Origin of the sequence: Desulfitispora alkaliphila (assembly GCF_050433185.1) — a bacterium.
Taxonomy (GTDB): Bacteria; Bacillota; Desulfitisporia; order Desulfitisporales; family Desulfitisporaceae; genus Desulfitispora; species Desulfitispora alkaliphila.
On record NZ_JBNPXS010000033.1, the window covers coordinates 1 to 18,695 of the forward strand.

The 18,695-nt window shown below is 38.9% G+C and carries 17 protein-coding genes and 1 pseudogene; 2 read left to right on the plus strand and 16 right to left on the minus strand.

Going from position 1 to position 18,695, the window contains the following annotated elements:
• Positions 1–102: 102 nt before the first annotated feature.
• Positions 103–1,809, plus strand: a complete 1,707-nt coding sequence (locus GGQ84_RS11485) for a glycosyl hydrolase family 18 protein (RefSeq protein WP_429162774.1) — start codon at positions 103–105, stop codon at positions 1,807–1,809.
• 174 nt (positions 1,810–1,983) lie between these two features.
• Here the strand turns inward: GGQ84_RS11485 and GGQ84_RS11490 are convergent, their stop codons facing one another.
• The 9 genes and pseudogenes from GGQ84_RS11490 to hydG all read right to left on the minus strand — a co-directional run bounded on the left by GGQ84_RS11490 (position 1,984) and on the right by hydG (position 10,770).
• Positions 1,984–2,142, minus strand: coding sequence for a hypothetical protein (locus GGQ84_RS11490; RefSeq protein ID WP_429162776.1), 159 nt, complete (start codon positions 2,140–2,142; stop codon positions 1,984–1,986).
• A 30-nt stretch (positions 2,143–2,172) separates the two neighbouring features.
• Positions 2,173–2,853 (minus strand): hypothetical protein, encoded by a 681-nt coding sequence (locus GGQ84_RS11495; RefSeq protein ID WP_429162778.1) that lies wholly within the window; start codon positions 2,851–2,853, stop codon positions 2,173–2,175.
• Positions 2,854–2,871: 18 nt separating this feature from the next.
• Positions 2,872–3,051, minus strand: a pseudogene (locus tag GGQ84_RS11500) (glutaredoxin family protein); the annotation flags it as partial.
• 116 nt (positions 3,052–3,167) lie between these two features.
• A complete protein-coding gene (locus GGQ84_RS11505; protein ID WP_429162780.1) occupies positions 3,168–4,244 on the minus strand; it encodes an AbrB family transcriptional regulator in 1,077 nt (358 codons plus the stop codon).
• Positions 4,245–4,395: 151 nt separating this feature from the next.
• Positions 4,396–5,574, minus strand: coding sequence for an NrfD/PsrC family molybdoenzyme membrane anchor subunit (gene nrfD, locus GGQ84_RS11510; protein WP_429162782.1), 1,179 nt, complete (start codon positions 5,572–5,574; stop codon positions 4,396–4,398).
• Positions 5,575–5,612: 38 nt separating this feature from the next.
• Positions 5,613–6,392 (minus strand): 4Fe-4S dicluster domain-containing protein, encoded by a 780-nt coding sequence (locus tag GGQ84_RS11515; protein WP_429162784.1) that lies wholly within the window; start codon positions 6,390–6,392, stop codon positions 5,613–5,615.
• A 26-nt stretch (positions 6,393–6,418) separates the two neighbouring features.
• Positions 6,419–7,978, minus strand: coding sequence for a [FeFe] hydrogenase, group A (locus GGQ84_RS11520; RefSeq protein WP_429162785.1), 1,560 nt, complete (start codon positions 7,976–7,978; stop codon positions 6,419–6,421).
• A 327-nt stretch (positions 7,979–8,305) separates the two neighbouring features.
• Entirely contained in the window at positions 8,306–9,364 is a 1,059-nt protein-coding gene (gene hydE, locus GGQ84_RS11525) for a [FeFe] hydrogenase H-cluster radical SAM maturase HydE (RefSeq protein ID WP_429162787.1), read from the minus strand.
• Positions 9,365–9,372: 8 nt separating this feature from the next.
• A complete protein-coding gene (gene hydG, locus GGQ84_RS11530; protein WP_429162789.1) occupies positions 9,373–10,770 on the minus strand; it encodes a [FeFe] hydrogenase H-cluster radical SAM maturase HydG in 1,398 nt (465 codons plus the stop codon).
• A 94-nt stretch (positions 10,771–10,864) separates the two neighbouring features.
• On the opposite strand from hydG, the gene GGQ84_RS11535 reads away from it, so the two are divergent.
• Positions 10,865–11,113, plus strand: a complete 249-nt coding sequence (locus GGQ84_RS11535) for a TM1266 family iron-only hydrogenase system putative regulator (protein ID WP_429162790.1) — start codon at positions 10,865–10,867, stop codon at positions 11,111–11,113.
• On the opposite strand, the gene hydF is transcribed toward GGQ84_RS11535, so the two are convergent.
• The 7 genes from hydF to GGQ84_RS11570 all read right to left on the minus strand — a co-directional run bounded on the left by hydF (position 11,100) and on the right by GGQ84_RS11570 (position 18,658).
• Positions 11,100–12,314: a [FeFe] hydrogenase H-cluster maturation GTPase HydF gene (gene hydF, locus GGQ84_RS11540; RefSeq protein ID WP_429162792.1), complete on the minus strand. Its 1,215-nt coding sequence runs from the start codon at positions 12,312–12,314 to the stop codon at positions 11,100–11,102. The genes GGQ84_RS11535 and hydF overlap by 14 nt on opposite strands.
• Before the next feature lie 187 nt (positions 12,315–12,501).
• On the minus strand, positions 12,502–13,344 hold the full coding sequence (gene nadC, locus GGQ84_RS11545) for a carboxylating nicotinate-nucleotide diphosphorylase (protein WP_429162794.1): 843 nt from the start codon (positions 13,342–13,344) through the stop codon (positions 12,502–12,504).
• Positions 13,345–13,371: 27 nt separating this feature from the next.
• The gene (nadB, locus tag GGQ84_RS11550) at positions 13,372–14,889 is read right to left on the minus strand and encodes an L-aspartate oxidase (RefSeq protein WP_429162795.1); all 1,518 of its coding nucleotides are present in this window, start codon (positions 14,887–14,889) and stop codon (positions 13,372–13,374) included.
• Entirely contained in the window at positions 14,886–15,809 is a 924-nt protein-coding gene (gene nadA / locus GGQ84_RS11555) for a quinolinate synthase NadA (protein WP_488168091.1), read from the minus strand. Before nadA ends, nadB begins: the two co-directional genes overlap by 4 nt.
• A gap of 154 nt (positions 15,810–15,963) precedes the next feature.
• Complete coding sequence (locus GGQ84_RS11560) at positions 15,964–16,863, minus strand: ABC transporter substrate-binding protein (protein WP_429162799.1); 900 nt, start codon at positions 16,861–16,863, stop codon at positions 15,964–15,966.
• Between the two features lie 21 nt (positions 16,864–16,884).
• Entirely contained in the window at positions 16,885–17,520 is a 636-nt protein-coding gene (locus tag GGQ84_RS11565) for an ABC transporter permease (protein WP_429162801.1), read from the minus strand.
• Positions 17,521–17,539: 19 nt separating this feature from the next.
• On the minus strand, positions 17,540–18,658 hold the full coding sequence (locus GGQ84_RS11570) for an ABC transporter ATP-binding protein (protein ID WP_429162803.1): 1,119 nt from the start codon (positions 18,656–18,658) through the stop codon (positions 17,540–17,542).
• Between the last annotated feature and the right edge of the window lie 37 nt (positions 18,659–18,695).

Here is an 18,695-nt window from a genome sequence, read left to right on the forward strand (position 1 = left end):
TATCCAGTTCCTGAGGCTGACCCACTGTTAGGTGATAATGAAATACTGAGAATGAGTGAGTATTAAAGAGAAATATTAACTTTATAGAAGGAGGAATATTACATGGAAACTGCTGTTCCTGAAACAAGGCGCAGTATAAAGAAAAAAAACAGATTTAAAAAAAGTAGTTGTTTTGTTTTAGCAACATTTCTAATCATCATTATTAGTTTTGTCAGCTTATACTTCTATCCTGGTTTAAAAACAATCCCCTATTACGGAAAAGAGTGGCAAGTAGTTTATGGGGATAAGCTTTATTCTAACCAGGCAATAGTACATAAAAATCAAGTTCTTCTAGGAGCAGATTTTATCCAAAAATACATAGATCCAAACCTTTACTGGGATGAGGAAGAAGAGATAGTCATTATTACTACTGCTGATAAAAAAGTTTCTATGGCTACGGACAATCTAACTGCATATATTAACAGGGAGCCAGTGGAAATCAACGCCACTCTAGAAGTAGTTGAGAGCACCCCCTTTGTCCCCATAAATTTCTTAAAAGACCTTTATCAGATTGAACTAACAGTAGATGAGGAAACCAAACGAATAGTCGTAAGGGATTTATTAGAACCTAGAGCTCTCGGCACAGTTAAAGACAGTGATGCAATTCTGAGGAGCACCCCCTCAGTTCGTTCACCTCGCATTGATAAGATTGCCACTGGCAGTACTTTAACTATATTGGGAGAACGCCAGGATTACTATCAGGTGCAAACAAACAATGGTCTAGTTGGATACATACACAAAAATGGCGTTCACTTTAAAGGAGCTGAGATTGTGGAATATCCCCATCCTAAAGAACGGGCAGCTTGGAAACCTATGGGGGAAAAAATTAATTTAACTTGGGAGTACGTAAATAGAAGAACTGCTAACCCTGCTGATATTGCATATATTCCTGGAGTTAATGTAGTTTCACCTACTTGGTTTCATCTCAAAGATTCTGACGGGAATATAGAAAATAACGCTGATAAGGCTTACGTAAAATGGGCTCACCATAATGGGTATCAAGTATGGGGCCTTATTACAAACAAATTTGATCGAGATTTAACCCATGAGGTTTTGAGCAGTACAAAAAAGAGAAAGAAAGTAATTAATCAGCTTTTAGTATTAGCTGAACTCTACAACTTAGATGGAATTAACATCGACTTTGAAAACATGCATTTAAAAGATCGAGACTTATTAACCCAATTTGTACGAGAAATGACCCCTTTAATGCACGAGCAAGGGCTTACTGTTTCCATCGACGTAACAATCAGGTCAACCAGCGATAATTGGTCCCGTATCTACGATAGGACTGCACTAGGGGAAATAGTTGATTACATGGCTGTAATGACATACGATGAGCACTGGGCAACTAGTCCTCAAGCAGGTTCTGTAGCCAGCCTACCTTGGGTAGAAAGAGGCCTTGTAGGTGTTCTAGAGCAAGTCCCCAGTGAAAAAGTGCTCTTGGGAATCCCCTTTTACACTCGTGTTTGGCAAGAGGAAAAGCAGCCCGATGGATCAATCAGCGTATCTTCACGAGCTCTTTCAATGGAAGCAGCCGAACGCCTTATAAAGGAGAATGGTGCTACAGTTACTTATGACGAAAACAGCGGTCAAGATTATGCTCAATGGACTGATGGAAACTCTACCTATAAAGTTTGGTTAGAAAATGAAAAGTCTATTAGCAAAAGGGTGCAGTTAGCTAATAAGTATGACTTAGCAGGTATTGCTTCATGGCGTCGTGGTTTCGAGCGTAAAGAAATTTGGGAAATTATAAAAAATGAGCTGAACTAAATTTTAAAAAAAGACGAGGTGACCTAAATTTTAGGTTGCCTCGTTTTTTAATCGCCGTTTTAGACGTTAGCACTATTGGAGCAGCAGCGCCAACAACTATTCCAGCAGCTTCGATATTCCCCAAATAGACCAAGACTTTATAAATCATATTCCCGGACCTGCCCTGCTAGTTCTCTAATGCTGGCAGCGTTCCCTATTAATATAGGGCAATCCTAACTCCTTAGCTTCTTTTACAGCCTTTAACACTACAATGTCTTCCGGTTTAACCACAGCTATGTATCTTTCTCCAGGCAACTCCAAGGCCTTACGACGCACCTCTTCGAAAGAATCCATCTAATAACTCCCCCAATATATCACTAATAATTAAAAGTGATTATGTCCTCCGAAGTCATGTCCTCCAAAATCATTATGGTCATGAAAGTCGTCGTGGTGGTCATTAAAGTCGTCGTGGTGGTCATTAAAGTCATCGAAATCGTGATGATTATCTTCTCCAGTAAAGCTAGGTTCGTTAAAACTATTCCCCCAGTGCATGTCATATCCTCCGTGTTCAAAAGGTGTGACCATTTTCATAGCTTCATCCATAGCAGTGGTGTCCATAAGCTCAGTATGGTTTATTTCAGTTATATCAAAAGTATGTTCAGATATGTTCATCTCAATATCTTGGGCAAACTGTTGGTCATAATGGAGCTTATTTAAAAAATCTTGATCAGCTAACATATTGTCCATGTGCATCTGCATTTCTGCCGAGTCTGCCATATTCATCTGATGTAAAGCTCCGTCCATATCAGCAGCTTTGGCATCACTGTTGTGAACAAAAGCGTAGTATGCCAAAAGTCCAGCCATCATTGTGGGAGTAGAGGCAAAATTCACCTGTGGGTTATCTGGATATTTCTTTTTTGCTGCTAATAATTTTTCGTATCCTGATTTATAATGAGCAGACGAGCTATTTGTATTTACATGGTCCTCTTTTTGCTTAATATTTTGGTTATCTCTTATTCTCAAAATCACTACAGCTACAACTAGTACAAAAATAATAGTGTACATATCCTGCTCCCTTCATTATTATTTACATAGCTCTAATATCTTTTCTTTGTCTAATCCTATTACTACTTGGTCACCTATTAGAAAAGAAGGGACACCGGGGAGTCTCAGCCTAGAAAACTGTCTTCTCGCGTCTACACTTTCGTTCACATCCTTTTCTTCAAAGTCTATTCCCTGCTCTCGAAGGTACACCTTCGCCGGATAGCACTTTGGTCAAGTTTTTGTGGTAAACATAATCACTTTTTCTTTCACTTGGGCTCACCTCATTATGTCATTTATTCACCATAATTTTACACGAACATCCTGGATGTTTGCAACTAACTAATCAAAAACATAAATATAATTGGGATAAACGCCTTTAAGGCTATCAATCTACTTAAGTGCAAAAGAGATACCCTCATCGGGTCCCTATTATATTCAACTGCTAACATAGTCATTACCGTAAAACCCGCAGGTGCCGCTGCCAAAAAACAAGTTGTATAATCCCAAGCGGTAATCCTGTAGATTAAATAAGATACAAAAATCGATGATATAAAAAGGACTACGGCTGATATAATTGCAACTTGAAATATCTCTGCAGTCATTAAATGCTGGATAGTTTCTTGATTAATATTATTTGCAGCTACAACCCCTATTCCTAGTAACATAAACTTAAATGTTTTTGCTGAAGGTTTTTGCATTGGAAGATCTCGCGCTGAGGCCAAAGCTACTACAAGCATGGCTCCAACCATGGCTCCTGCAGGCACTCCTATTGTTTCAAAAATCAGACTACCAGCCAAAGCTAAAGCGAAGGTAGCTACCCAATATCCAATTAATTTAAAGTCCAGCTTCTTTTCTGTTTTATTATCAATACCACTTCCAGCTTCCGTTTCTGCTATTTCATCACCCTTATTAACCACTTGCTTTAGGATAAAGGGAAAAATTATTACCGTGATAATCATTCTAAATAACTGCATTAATATTACTACTTCTACCTGGGCATGCGTGGCCAATGCTATGACAGTCATTTCTGGCATTCCACCCATACTAGATGCCAAGATAGCCGTATATAAATCTAGATATGTCACATAATGCAATAATACTCCTAACCCAAATGCCACACCTAGTGACCATGCTACAATTATTAGACCAGGTATAACAATTTCTTTCATTTGGGCAAGTACCTGTTTATTTATTTTAGCTCCAATATATACACCTAATACAACTTGAGCTAAAAGTGAGATGAATCCTGGAGCTTCAGGCAAAGATACACCGGCAACTCTAAGGGATCCAATTACAACTATGGCCCCTAATAAAGGCGGAACTGGTAAGCGTAGAAACGCAAATATCGCCCAACCTAAAAGTCCTAAGCCTACCAAGATTACTAAATCTCTTAATATCACTAATAGATCCACATTAAAATTCTCCTTTTCAATAATCCTTATAACCCTATACTAGTATATTTCACCATCCTTTATACTTTTCCTACTTATGTAAGTGCATAAAATTATTATAACAAAGCCCCCTAAACAGTTTTCAAACTGCCTAGAGGGCTTTATTGAGCTTTTATTTTGAGCTGTAAGCTGGAATCTCTTTAGCAGTAGAAGTTCTAGTTTGTTCTTCCACAGCCTCTTGCTCTGAGTACTCGTAAATTTTGAAGTTTTCTACAACAAATAAGTAAATTAGTGCTACTAAGGCTACAAGTCCTATTGTAATACCCCACTCTACCACGTTTGGAACATAGGTTGCACCTAGAGAATCTACCATTCCTGTATAAACTACATTAAATCTGTTCATTGCAATTCCAAAGATTGCTAGTAGTGAGAATGATAGCATTCCCGCTCTAGTAGAAATCCAAGGAGTGAAGCAAATAATAGCTGGAACTAGTACACCTATAAGCATCTCGATTAAAAACATATTACCTTGGAAGCCGCCAGCAAAAGCATTTTGAAGGTGACCTAATCTTGATAGATCAATAACCTTCCACACAAAGTAAATTGCCATTAGGGAACCAGCAACTCTTGCCAATTTCTTTAATGGACCCATATCCAATTTGTGCTTATAAGCCTTACTTGACCACAGAGCATCTAACATAATCATTGCAGGACCCACATAAAAAGATGTAATCAAGAAGAACCAAGGCATCATACTAGAAAACCAAAGTGGATCTAGCTTAGTCGGCATTGCCAAGTAAACTGCACCCAAGGAAGCTTGGTGTCCAAAAGGAATAAGAGCACCTAAGAAAAATACAACTGGTAATGTTACTGCGATAACTTTGTTTAATGGTTTAAACACTTTTTCAGTGACTACTTCTCCAAACTCTAAGGTTTGAATAATCATATAGATAGAAATCGCTACAAAAACCTCAAATAATGGTGATGATGCTCCCCAAGAAATAAGTGGACGATAAGCATTATCCCATCTTCCGATTTCCATTAATAAAGTAAGAAGTACAAAAATGTACCCGCACAGTGAAATCAATAAACCCCGTCGCGCTAGTGGCATAAAATCTTTAACATGTAGAATATGTGCTAATACTGCCATACTGTATCCTGCACCAGCTAGAGCTACTGCAGTTAGGTCAACTATAATCCAAAGTCCCCAAGGCCACGCATCAGTTAGATTTGTAGAATACCCAAGGCCCGTAGCCATACGGAATATACACATAGCAACACCCATAACAAGTAATAATATGAGCGTTACTCTTACCGGCGTCATTCTAAAATTCCATTTCTCACTACCCATCTCATATACCTCCCAATTTTATTTTTTTATTAATTTCCTTACCCTTTGTCATTATCTTTCGAGCCTTCTAGTTTGTTTCTACGCTTAGTGTAAAATGATAGGCCCGCTAGCAGTGCACCGCCACCAATAAACATATGGGGCACCCATTGAGTAAAGTCTTTAACATAGTTGGGAATTGGTCTATGAGTTATGTTAGTAGGTAGACCAACCTTGTCAAAGGGCACATCGGAAATATACATCCAACTAGTTCCGCCTGCTTCCTTTTCTCCATATACATGATTTACATAAGAGTTATTCTCTTTAATTTTTGCTTTTGCTTTGGCCAACAGCTCTTCTCTATCTCCAAATTCAAGTGCATCTGTAGGACAAACTCCAATACAAGCCGGCGACTCGCCATTAGTTATCTTAGAGTGACACATCTGACACTTTACCACATTAGGCAGTACTCTATCCCACTCGTACTTTGGTATCTCGAAAGGACAGGATAGCATACAATAACGACAACCAACACATAGCTTAGGGTTATATACTACTGCTCCTTCATCAGTAACTTTAAATGACTTAGAGAAACAAACAACTTTACAGGCTGGCTGCAGGCAGTGAAGACATTGCTTCTTAGTAAAGCGCCATACTTCTTCTCCGTCTTTTTCTACTCGCTTTTGGCTAACTGTAGTCCAGTTATGGTCATTTAATATGGGGGTTTCCGCAACACCCGGGTTTTTATCATCAAATTTACGCTCGTTCCATAGCTTACAGGCAACAACACAGCTGCCGCATCCGATACATTTTGTAATATCTACTAATACACCCTTGCTCATGAATTACACCTCCATTTTATCTATTTTTAAACCAAACGCTTTGCAGTAAAGGCACCATCTCTAGGTGTATACTTTGTATGCAATAGCTTATATGCTTTTTCACCCATTGGGTGATCTAAGAAATTCTCATAAATTTGTAAAATCTCACTATTCTCATGGCTCTCACGCAGCTCATAAGATGCATCCTTTTTCATCAACATAGCATTTCTTTCAGCTCGCACATGATCCGCAGGCGGTACTGCAGTTCTAGGCTGTCCTCCTCCAGAAATACAACCCCCTTCACAAGCCATAACTTCAATAAAGTGGTAAGGAGCTTCTCCCTTTCTAACTGCATCCATGATAGTTCTAGCGTTTTTCAGGCTGTGAACAATAGCAATGTTTAACTGCCCAACACCTGGTATCTCTAGACTAGCCTCTTTCACTCCCTCAAGGCTCTGAAGTGGCTTAATATTAAATGCAGCTTCTGGACAAGGCTGGCCAGTTATCAAGAAGTATGCTGATCTAATAGCAGCCTGCATTACACCACCTGTATTACCAAATATTAAAGCTGCTCCTGATCCTTCACCCATTAGAGAATCATACTGTTTTTCTGGAAGTTCAGTTAAATCAATGCCTTCCCCTTTAACCAAGCGTGCTAATTCTCTAGTAGTTAATACCGCATCTACATCCTGTATAGCTTCATTACCCCAGTACTCACCCGCAGTGTTAAACTCAGGTCTAGATGCTTCAAATTTCTTTGCAGTACATGGCATAATAGATACAGAGTATATGTTTTCTGGGTCAATATCTTTATGCTTCGCATAATATGTTTTTGCCAATGTTCCAAACATTTGCTGAGGTGATTTTGCAGTTGAAAGGTTTTTGATTAAGTCTGGGTAATAATATTCACAGAATTTAATCCACCCTGGACAACAGGATGTAACCTGCGGCAATCTATCAAGCTCACCATTTTTAATCCTTCCGACTAACTCACTACCCTCTTCCATAATCGTCAAGTCTGCAGTAAAGTTTGTATCCATTACTGCATCAAATCCTAATTCTTTCAAAGCTGCTACCTGTTGACCTTCTACCCAAGCCCCTGCCGGCAAGCCAAACTCTTCACCTAAACCAACTCTAGTAGCAGGCGCAGTTTGTACTATCACATGCTTATTGGGATCAGCTAAAGCTTTCTTTACCTCGTCAATATAGGACCTTTCAGTAATTGAAGCTGTTGGACACCAAAGTGCACACTGTCCACAATTAACACACATAAAATCGTCTTTAACTGGAAGCTCATAGTGCCCAAACACAGTTTGAGAGTTTTTACAGACCTCAATACACTGTCCACACAAAATACATTTTTGGTCATCTCTGCTCAAAGATGGGCTAAATGGATCTATTGCTATACGTCCTCTAGCCTGAACAGGAAATGTTCCTGCATTTTGGTATTGTTCTGGCATCCAACCACTTTCGCCAATTTGCTCGTCTCTCACGAGACAGCCCGACATGGATGCCGATGCACCAGTCAAACCAGCTAATGACATCATCTTCAAGAACCGGCGTCTAGTTACACTTTTTTCCTTTTCGAAATCATTACCTTTTTTCATGATATCCCTCCTATTTCCAATATTTTAAAATATTAATTATATATTTTAACACGCAAAATTTCATTCTGTTTACTTAAACAAAATGAAATTTTACTAAATACTAATTTCATGAATAGTCAGGTTTTGATAAATTTAAATAATTTTCTGAATATTTAGTGCATGTATTTTCTGGCTTTGTAGATTGCATTTATACTAACTATTAAATAATAACTTTTCTAAATAAAGTCTAATCACTAAGCTATATTCGCTATTAACACAAAAAATCCTCTAATGAATATGATAAAAATCACAGTAATCGACATTTTTTTCACTGTCACTGAAATTTACTTAATTACCAATATTTCGCGGACTATCCCCCCGCTTCATATTTACCTTGAAGCCTGTGGAGTTGATCCTCTTCTCTATGCACTGTCTGCAGTGAGCAGCCTCATCCTCTAAACAAATTTTATTTTTGTACAGTTCATATTTAGCCCTGACATCTGTAGGGGACAAGTTAGGCATAACTACATTTGCACCTGCTTTGATGGCTTTTTCTCTACCCTTGGGGTCTAGGGATCCCATGGCAGTGGTTGATGGAAGTAGAGCATCAGGTATTAGCAACCGAGTCATGGCTATCATAACTAATGTCTGTTCGATAGTGCCCCCAGTTGCATAGCCTAAAGGAGTATCTTCGTGAGGGATAAAAGGTCCTATTCCCACCATATGGGGATTAAGCTTCTTCAAAAATACTAAGTCTGCTGCTAAATCTTCCGCTCTCTCCCCAGGCAACCCTACCATAAAACCCGCTCCCACTTGGTAGCCTATTTCCTTTAATGCTGCCAAACACTCTTTCCTCCTTTCTAACTTCATGCCCTGATGAAGCTCTTCATACAGTTTTGGAGAGACTGTTTCATGTCTCAATAGATAACGATCAGCACCCATATCGAAAAAATACTTATATTCATCAAAACTGCGTTCCCCTACAGATAAGGTTATTGCCACATCAGGAAACCTATCTTTAATTTTTTTAATCAATTGACCTAGAACTGCTTTTGTATAATAGGGGTCCTCACCGCTTTGAAGTACAAAGGTCCGGTAGCCTAACTGATAGCCTACTTCACAGCAATCCATGATTTTCGCCTCACTTAAGCGATATCTTTCAATCTTTTTATTGTCCACACGCAATCCGCAATAATGGCAATTGCACCTGCAAAAATTGGAAAATTCTATTAACCCCCGCATGTATACCGACAATCCACAATGCTTCTTTCTAGTCTCGTTGGCATACTGAAATAATAATTGCTCACTTTCCTGATCCAAATGTTTTATAATATAAACAATTTCATCATAAGTTAAATTATTTTGTTCGTTAAGCTTACTTAGTAATTCTTTTAACAATTTTGTCACCCCATCACCTAGAAATATAAATCTCGCTCTCCCATAGCTACTTTCCCTAATCTATCTATTGTGGTGGCTCTCATTTTTTCACTGGGGATATTTTTTAGATTAGCTTGTATCACTTCTTCACCTAGCTCTTTTAGTTCCTCATCTCCGTAATCCTCCATGTACTCTTTAAAGGTTATCATGGCATTTGGGTAGCACAGATCATGAATTTTGCCACTCTTGGCAAATTGCATAAATCTATCTCCTGTACGCCCCATACGGTAACAGGCTGTGCAGTAGCTGGGAAGGTATCCTTGTTTACACATGGATTTTATCACTTGATTAGGCGTTCGATTATCTGCAACCTCAAATTGCATTCCCCCTTGCCCTTCACTCTCCTTATATCCACCTACTCCGGTACAAGAACCTGCACTTATCTGAGATACTCCCACTGAAAAGACTTCCTCTCTAAACCTGGGCTCCTCTCGAGTGGACAGGATTATTCCTGTATATGGTACTGCCAAACGCAAGATTGCAACTATTCGCTTAAACTCTTCATCTGTAACAAGATGAGGGTATTGTTCTAAGGAAACGTCTATAGCTTTCTTCAGTCGTGGCACTGAAATGGTATGGGGCCCAACTCCAAACTTTTCCTCTAATTGACAGGTGTGTAGCATTAAGCCCATCACTTCATACTTATAATCGTATAAACCAAAGAGAGCTCCTATACCCACATCGTCAATTCCCGCTTCCATAGCCCTATCCATAGCTGTAGTGTGATAATCGTAATCACTTTTAGGGCCTGCAGGATGCATTTTTTTGTACGTTTCCCTGTGATATGTTTCCTGAAACAGGATATAAGTTCCTACTCCTGCTTCTTTAACCTTTTTGTAGTTATCTACCGTAGTGGCAGCAATATTTACGTTAATTCTCCTGATGCTCCCGTTTTTGCTTTTCGTATTATAGATTACATCCATTGCGTGCAGAACGTATTCAATGGGACAGTTCCTGTCATCCTCACCTGCCTCCAAAGCAATGCGCTTATGCCCCAGGTTCTCAATTATCTCCACTTCCCGTACAATTTCCTCATCTGTCAGTTTTTTTCTAGGAAATGAATTAGTACACTTGTATCCGCAGTATTCACATCGATTAACGCAATAATTGGATATATATAGCGGTGCAAAAATAACCATCCTATTCCCGTATATTTGCTTTTTCACAGACTCAGCAGCCTTAAACAATTCTTGTTCCAAATCTAAGTCAGTAACTTGCAGAAGTGCTGCTACTTCTTCCACGGTAAGTCCTTTAGCTTCTTTTCCCTTGGCTATAATTCTCCTAATCTCTTCCTTGTTACACTTATTCCCCTGTTCTAAAAGCCCCTCAATTCTATTATCATCAATAAATGTTGCTCTTTCCCCTAGTTTTTTCATGATATTCTCCCTTCTGTACAACCCTACTTGTTGTAACAGTTATTTTTTTTCTTTATAATAAGACCAAAGTACTTTAAAAAGGTGGCGATAAATTATGGAAAAGCGTATAGGTGTTGTAAGCATAATAGTTGAAGACCTTGACAAGGCCAGTATTATAAATGACATCCTGCACGAAAGTGCTCCTATTATAATAGGTCGAATGGGAATCCCCTACCGCGAGCGAGGAATCAGCGTCATGTCCATTATTGTGGATGGCACTACTGACCAAATTGGCAGCTTAACTGGCAAGCTAGGCAACGTTTCAGGCGTCAATGTTAAAAGCGCGGTCTCTAAAAAGAAATAGAAAATGGCTCAATTGCTCTATCCAGGATTCCCTGTACATAGGCAATTAGTACACCGTAGTTTACTATGGGGACTTGTGCTGCCACTGCCTGTTCAATGCGATAATGCATGGCTTTTTTGTTTAGCATACATCCCCCACAGTGAACTACTAAGGCATATTCCCTCAGGTTATCGGGAAAGCTTACTCCATTAGAAAACTCAAATATTATATCTTTACCAGTTTTCTGCTCAATCCATTTAGGTATTTTCACTCTCCCAATATCCTCAGGCTGTCGATGATGGGTACAGGCTTCAGCAATTAAAACCTTATCCCCATCTTTTAATCTACTAATGGTTCTTGCGCCCTTAACCAATTCCCCTAAATCCCCTTTGTTTCTGGCAAAAAGGATTGAAAAAGACGTGAGAAAGATATCATCCGGTGTATCCCTGGCCACCTGTTGGAAAACTTGTGAGTCAGTGATAACCAGCTTGGGCTTTTGCGCTAAATTTCCTAGAGCTTGCTTTAGGCCCGTCTCCTTAACTACAACTGCCATCCCACCATTATCCATAATATCTCTAATGGTCTGCTGCTGAGGCATTATCAAGCGCCCTTTAGGTGCAGCCCCATCGATAGGAACTACCAGGACTGCCATTTCACCAGGTGAGATTAAATCACCTACTATCTTAAACTTGTCTTTTTCTTCAGGTAAAACATCTATAATTGCTTTCTTGAGCTCCTCTACTCCCTGGCTTTTAAGGGCAGAAACAAGCACAATAGGCATATTTAACTGCTCCCCATACTCTTTTACAGTTGTTCCAGAGACCTTTTTCTTGTCTGTTTTGTTTATCACCCCAATTGCAGGTATTTTTTTTCCTCTGATTATGTCTGCTGTCTCTCTTTCAAACTGAGTAAGACCTATCTCCGCATCTACAACCAATACAGCTAAATCTGTTTTGTGTAATACTTCTAGCGTCTTTTGCTTGCGCAGTTCACCCAATTCTCCTACGTCATCTAACCCCGCTGTATCTATAATTACTACAGGCCCAACTGGTAAAAGTTCCATAGGCTTATACACAGGATCAGCTGTAGTACCCTTCACCGAGGATACCAGTGCGATTTCCTGCCCAGTAACAGCATTAATCAAACTAGACTTACCCGCATTGCGGCGCCCAAAAAAGGCTATGTGTACCCTATTTGCTCTAGGTGTTTCATTTAAACTCACTTCCCATTCCCCCTCTCCCCCTAAACACAAAAAGCCCTTTTCTGACAGCACAGAAAAGGGCACATTAAATAATGTTCCAAGAGTCCATTTTCCTTGCTCTCAGATGCCTAAAAGCCTCCTCGAGTTTAGAAAAGCGTATTAAATTATAATTATTCTTATTTATATAATATCATATTTTGGAAAATTATCAAGTATTTCTTTCTATATTCAAGCTAATGTCCAGTGCTTTTATAGAATGAGTTAAGTCACCCACCGAGATAATATCTACACCAGTCTGGGCAACCTGTTTTACTGTTTCTAGCGTGATATTGCCTGACGCCTCTAAGAGCGCTCTTTTTGATGTTATTTCTACTGCCCTTCTCATGATTTCCAAGTCCATATTGTCCAACATTATCACGTCAGCACCTGCATCTAGAGCTTCTTGCAGCTGAACTAAATTTTCAACTTCAATTTCAATTTTCATATGATGTGGAATTCTGTTTTTCACCATAGAGATAGCCTCTAGTACTCCACCTACAGCTTTAATGTGATTATCTTTTATTAACACTCCGTCAGATAAATTATACCTATGATTGTAGCAACCACCTACTCTCACAGCATATTTTTCTAAGGCTCTAAGACCAGGTGTTGTTTTTCTAGTATCTACAACCCTTACTGCAAACCCATTAACAGCATCTGAGTATTGCATTGCCTTTGTGGCAATACCAGACATTCGCTGTAAAAAATTCAAGGCCAGCCTTTCTGCCTTCAGCAAACTATTAATTTTGCCCTCAATTATTGCTATTTCTTCCCCTGCCTTGATCTTATTTCCATCTGATTTTATAGCTGTAAAGTTTATTGTACTATCTAGTATGGTAAAAACATCTTGAGCCACACCTATTCCCGCCATAATACCGTCTTCTTTCACACTAATTACAGCTCTTCCCCTGATTTCTGCATCAATCAATGCGTCAGTTGTCACATCACCATAATTCATGTCTTCCTTTAAGGCATTCATTATAATATCTTTCACCACTAGTGCGTTGTACATAAAATTCCCCCTTCAAACTTACTTGCTTTACCCAACCTTATAGTGAGCTCCAATGCTTTGACTTCTTTTTAATGCACCTTCAATAATCAAACCTGCTATTGTTACAGAGCTAACTACTTCTAGATAGGAAACTTTATCTTTACGATGGGACTCTAATTGTTCGCTTAATTTCTTAATCTCTTTTAGAGCCTCTTTAAGTTCATTATCACTTCTCACAATAGCAACATGTTGTGTCATCATCTCTTTTATTTTCTGTTTTATAAAATCTAAACCTTCCGCACAGATAGCAAAGGGCTGTTCTTTATACAATGTGTTATAAGGTATATCCACACTTTTTTTTATATGATAATTTTTCAAGTTTTTATTTATTGTAGTTGCAACTCTATCCCCAAATACAATTGCCTCTAACAAGGAATTACTGGCCAGCCGATTGCTACCGTGAACGCCAGTACTGGCGCATTCACCGCAAGCATATAGACCATCAATATTAGTTCTCCCTCTTGTATCAGTAGCTATTCCCCCCATAAGATAATGTTGGCTTGGAGCCACAGGAATATATTCTTTAGTAATATCAATACCCTTATGAATACAGTATTTGTATATATTAGGGAATCTCGCTTTTACAAAATCTCCTGCTTTATGGGTTAAATCTAAATACACATAGGAACTGTGGGTCTCCTTCATCTCGTTATATATACTTCTAGCCACAATATCCCTAGGAGCCAACTCTTTCATAGGATGGTATTTACCCATAAACTCTTTCCCTTTTATATTTCTTAAAATTCCACCTTCTCCCCTAACAGCTTCTGTTATGAGAAAGTTTTGCCCTTCTCGTTGTTCGTATAAAACAGTAGGGTGAAATTGTACAAACTCCATGTTTTCAATTTTAGCTCCAGCGCGATATGCCATAGCAATTCCGTCACCAGTTAACATCTCTAAATTGGAGGTGTTCTTATATACTCCCCCAATCCCCCCTGTGGCTAGTACGATAGCCTTACCTTGATAAATTTCCTTTTCTCCTTCTCTACCAAAAGCTTTAACGGCTTTTGCTCTGCCTCCAACTGTAATAATGTCAACAGCAAAGCAGTTTTCTTTGATAACTATATTTTCTCTTTCTCCAACTCTTTTTTGTAAAGCTTGGACTATTTCCCTGCCGGTAGCATCCTTGACATGAAGAATATTCTTTTCACTATGCCCTCCTTCACGGGTAAACTTCAACCTCCCCTTAACATCTCTATCAAAATCAACACCATATTTAATTAACTTTTCTACTGCTGACATTGAGTTGTTAATTAGAACTTTAACAGCTTCCTTGCTATTGATACACCCTCCCGCTTTAATTGTATCTTGGTAATGATTTTGAGGACTTACAGAAGCAGCTATGCCCCCTTGGGCTAGAATACTATTGTTTTCGTCAAGTGTTCCCTTGCAGAGCAGAGTCACTTTATACTTCTTATCTATATTTAAAGCTATGAATAGTCCCGCTATACCTGTACCCACAATTACAACATCACTATTCTTATTCTTATGTCTAGTTATTTTCATTGTACTTTCAACATTCTTTCCAATGTTACTAGTGCCGCTAAACGAATATCTTCATCGACAAATATTTCTTTTTCCTCTTTCATAAGTGCATTATAAATACTCTTTAAGTTTGTCTTTTTCATATTTAAACAATATAAATCCTCAGAAAGTAAATAGAATTTCTTCTCGGGGTTATTCTGCTCCAGTTGGTGCAATATTCCCATCTCCGTACCTATTATAAAGCTTTGGCTATCCATTTCCCCTGCTCTTCTTATGATTTGAGAAGTACTCCCTACAAAATCAGCCCTTTGCACTACTTCAGGTGCGCACTCTGGATGAGCTAAAATTGGTGCATCAGGATGAAGTTTTTTTGCTGTGTCTATTGCTTTAGTCTTAACCCTATGATGCGTTATACAAAAACCCTCCCAGGATATTATTTCTTTTTCAGGAATCTGCATTTGCACATAATGCCCCAGATTTTTATCTGGTACAAATAGCACTTTATCAGCATCTAAACTTTTCACAACACTGACAGCATTCGAAGAAGTACAGCATATATGGCTTTCTGCCTTAACTTCTGCCGATGAGTTCACATAACATACTACTGGTGCACCAGGATATTCCCTTTTAAATTCTCTCAACCTCTCAGCATCCACCATTTCTGCCATAGGGCACCCCGCATCAGCAACCGGTAAGATAACCTTCTTCTGGGGCGATAAGATCTTCACACTCTCAGCCATAAAGTGTACACCACTTAGTAGTATCATGTGAGCTTCTGCCTTAGCTGCTTCTTGACTTAGCTTTAAAGAATCGCCAACTATATCGGCTACTTTTTGTATTTCAGGTATCTGATAGTTATGAGCTAGCAAAATAGCATTCTTTTCTTTTTTTAGCCTCTCTATTTCCTCTATCAATTGCAATTCTGTTAATTCCCCACTCATATGCTTGCCCCTCCTCTGGTGGTTTACATGTGTCTTGTCACCTGTTGTGGAGAGTATATCATATCCTCTTTCTGTAATCAACAAAAAAGCCACCGTGTCAGTGAGTAAACACAATGGCTTCTTTAAAATATCTCTTTATATTACTTAGGTAGCCTTATTCTAATAATCCCTCCGAACGTAAAAATTCATTTGCCACTGCTGCTGCATCTTCCCCTTCTAGGTCCACTCGAGCGTTAAGCTCTGACATGGTAGTTTCATCTAAGATGCCTTCCATTCTATTCAACGCATCTGCTAATTCAGGGAACCTCTCCAATGTATCTAATCGCACTACTGGGGCTGCATAATAGGGGGGGAATAGATTTTTATCGTCTTCTAATGTCTTTAGGTTAAATGCCACTATTCTCCCATCGGTGGAAAAAGCATCATTTACATCAGCTTCTCCATCTCTTACAGCAGCATATGTTAAGCCCGGATCCAGTCCTCGTGTGTCGGCAAAGGTCATACCATACACCTCCTGTAGCCCGATAAAGCCATCTTCTCTCTCTAGAAATTCCTGAGTTGCCCCGAGAGTTAAGTTAGGTGCGTGTTCAGCTAACTCACTCAATGTTTCTATGCCTAATTCTTCAGCATGGTCTTCTCGCATTGCCATGGCGTAGGTGTTATTATATCCGAAAGGCTCTAACCAAGTAAGATTTCTTTCCTCTTCATATCTACTCTTTACATAATCATATACTTCCTGTGGATCTTCCATAGCCTCTTCATCCAAAATAATCATCAACCCTGTCCCTGTATATTCTGGGTAAATATCCAAATCTCCCCGCTCAATGGCCTGAGCCACTACATTAGTTCCACCTAAAAATGCCCTTGTATCCACATTAATATCTGTATGTGCCTCTATCATATCTCGCATCATAAACACCAATATATCCTGTTCAGTAAAGTTCTTTCCTCCTATAACTACAGTATCTTGCGCTCCACCACCCCCAATAGGGCAACCGGAAGCAAATATAGCTACTACCAAAAGAACCATTAGTATTAATATTTTTCTCTTCATGTAAATACTCCTTTCTAACATTTATTTTTTAAGTCCTTCAGGAGTAACTCTAAATTCACCCCATTTTAGCAGACTGTCAAAAATTATGGCTAAAATAGCTGCGGGTATTGCGCCCGCTAAAATTATTGCTGAATTTGCCATGGCAATGCCCCGAAAAATCAAATCTCCTAGCCCTCCGCCACCGATTAAAGCGGCTAATGTAGCCACACCAATAATCAACACAGTTGATGTTCTAATCCCTGCCATAATAATATTAAGAGCTAGGGGTAACTCAATCATAAATAAAATTTGCCTTGAGGTCATTCCCATACCCACACCAGCTTCAACTGCAGCCTTATCTACTCCGGTAAGACCCGTATAGGTATTTCTCAAAATTGGTAGTAGCCCATAAATAGTCAGTGCTACAATTGAAGGAGTAAAACCAATCCCTAAAATGGGTATCATAAATCCCAACAGAGCCAGACTGGGAATGGTTTGAAAAACTGCCGTAATGCCGATTACCGCATCAGAATATCGACGATTCCGAGTCAATATAATTCCCAAAGGAACAGCTATCAGGACAGCTATAAACAATGAGACTGCTGTTAATTGAATATGCTCATATGTACCAGTTACAATAGCCGGCCACCTATTAATTATACTCTGGATAAAATCCATCAGACTTCACCTCTTGCTATTAATTTACTCCGAATTTATCTGCCATTACATCAACTAAACTTGCTCGAGTTATTACTCCTTTTAATGTCTTTTCTTTGTCTGTTACAGCTAAATAGGATAGATTATGCTCACTCATAATATCAATCCCATCTTGCAGTGACTGATCTTCCTTTATGGTGGGAATTTCTGTCTTCATAATATCTTGAATAGTTAATGTTTCATCCTTATACTTTCTTTGAATGCTCCACACACTAGCTGAGCCCATTAACCTTTTTTCCTTATCAACTACTAAAAGACTGTCCACTTTCTTTTGACGCATAAATTTTATGGCTTCTGCCAAACCACGATTTGGTTTAGCTGTAATGGGCTCCACCATTACCTCAGAAATCCCAGGTAAATCTTCTGCTTCACTTAACCTATCTTGACCGATAAAAGACCTGACAAAATCATTGGCAGGGTGACGCAATATGTTTTCAGGTGTATCTAGTTGTACTATCTTCCCATCGCGCATCAAACAAATTCTATCGGCTATCTTTAACGCTTCATCCATATCATGGGTAACAAATACAATGGTCTTTTTTATTTCCTCTTGCAGCTTTACTAACTCATCTTGCAGTTGCTCCCTACTAATAGGGTCTAGTGCGCTAAAGGGCTCGTCCATCAGAATTATCTCTGGATCTGCTGCTAGTGAACGGATTACACCCACCCGCTGCTGTTGACCTCCACTTAATTCTTTTGGATACCTGTTTCCATATACATCTGGTTCTAAGCCCACTAAGTCAAGTAACTCATTTACTTTTTTCATGTAGTCATCTTTATTCCATTTCTTTAGCTTGGGCACCAAGGCTACATTTTCTGCAATAGTCATATGAGGGAGTAAACCGATATGCTGAATCACATAGCCAATATTTCTCCTTAGCTCCACTGTATCTTGACTTTTTATGAGCTCACCTTTTACATATATTTCCCCCTCTGTTGGTTCAATCAATCGATTTATCATTCTCATGGTGGTTGTCTTACCCGAACCACTAGGTCCAATTAAGACCAACAGCTCCCCTTCTTTAACATTTAAATTAATGTCTTCTAGAGCACGAAATCCATCATTAAACACTTTGCCCACTTGTTTAAACTGAATCATTTGCCTGTCTCCTCTTTTTATTATTCTCTACTTAAAA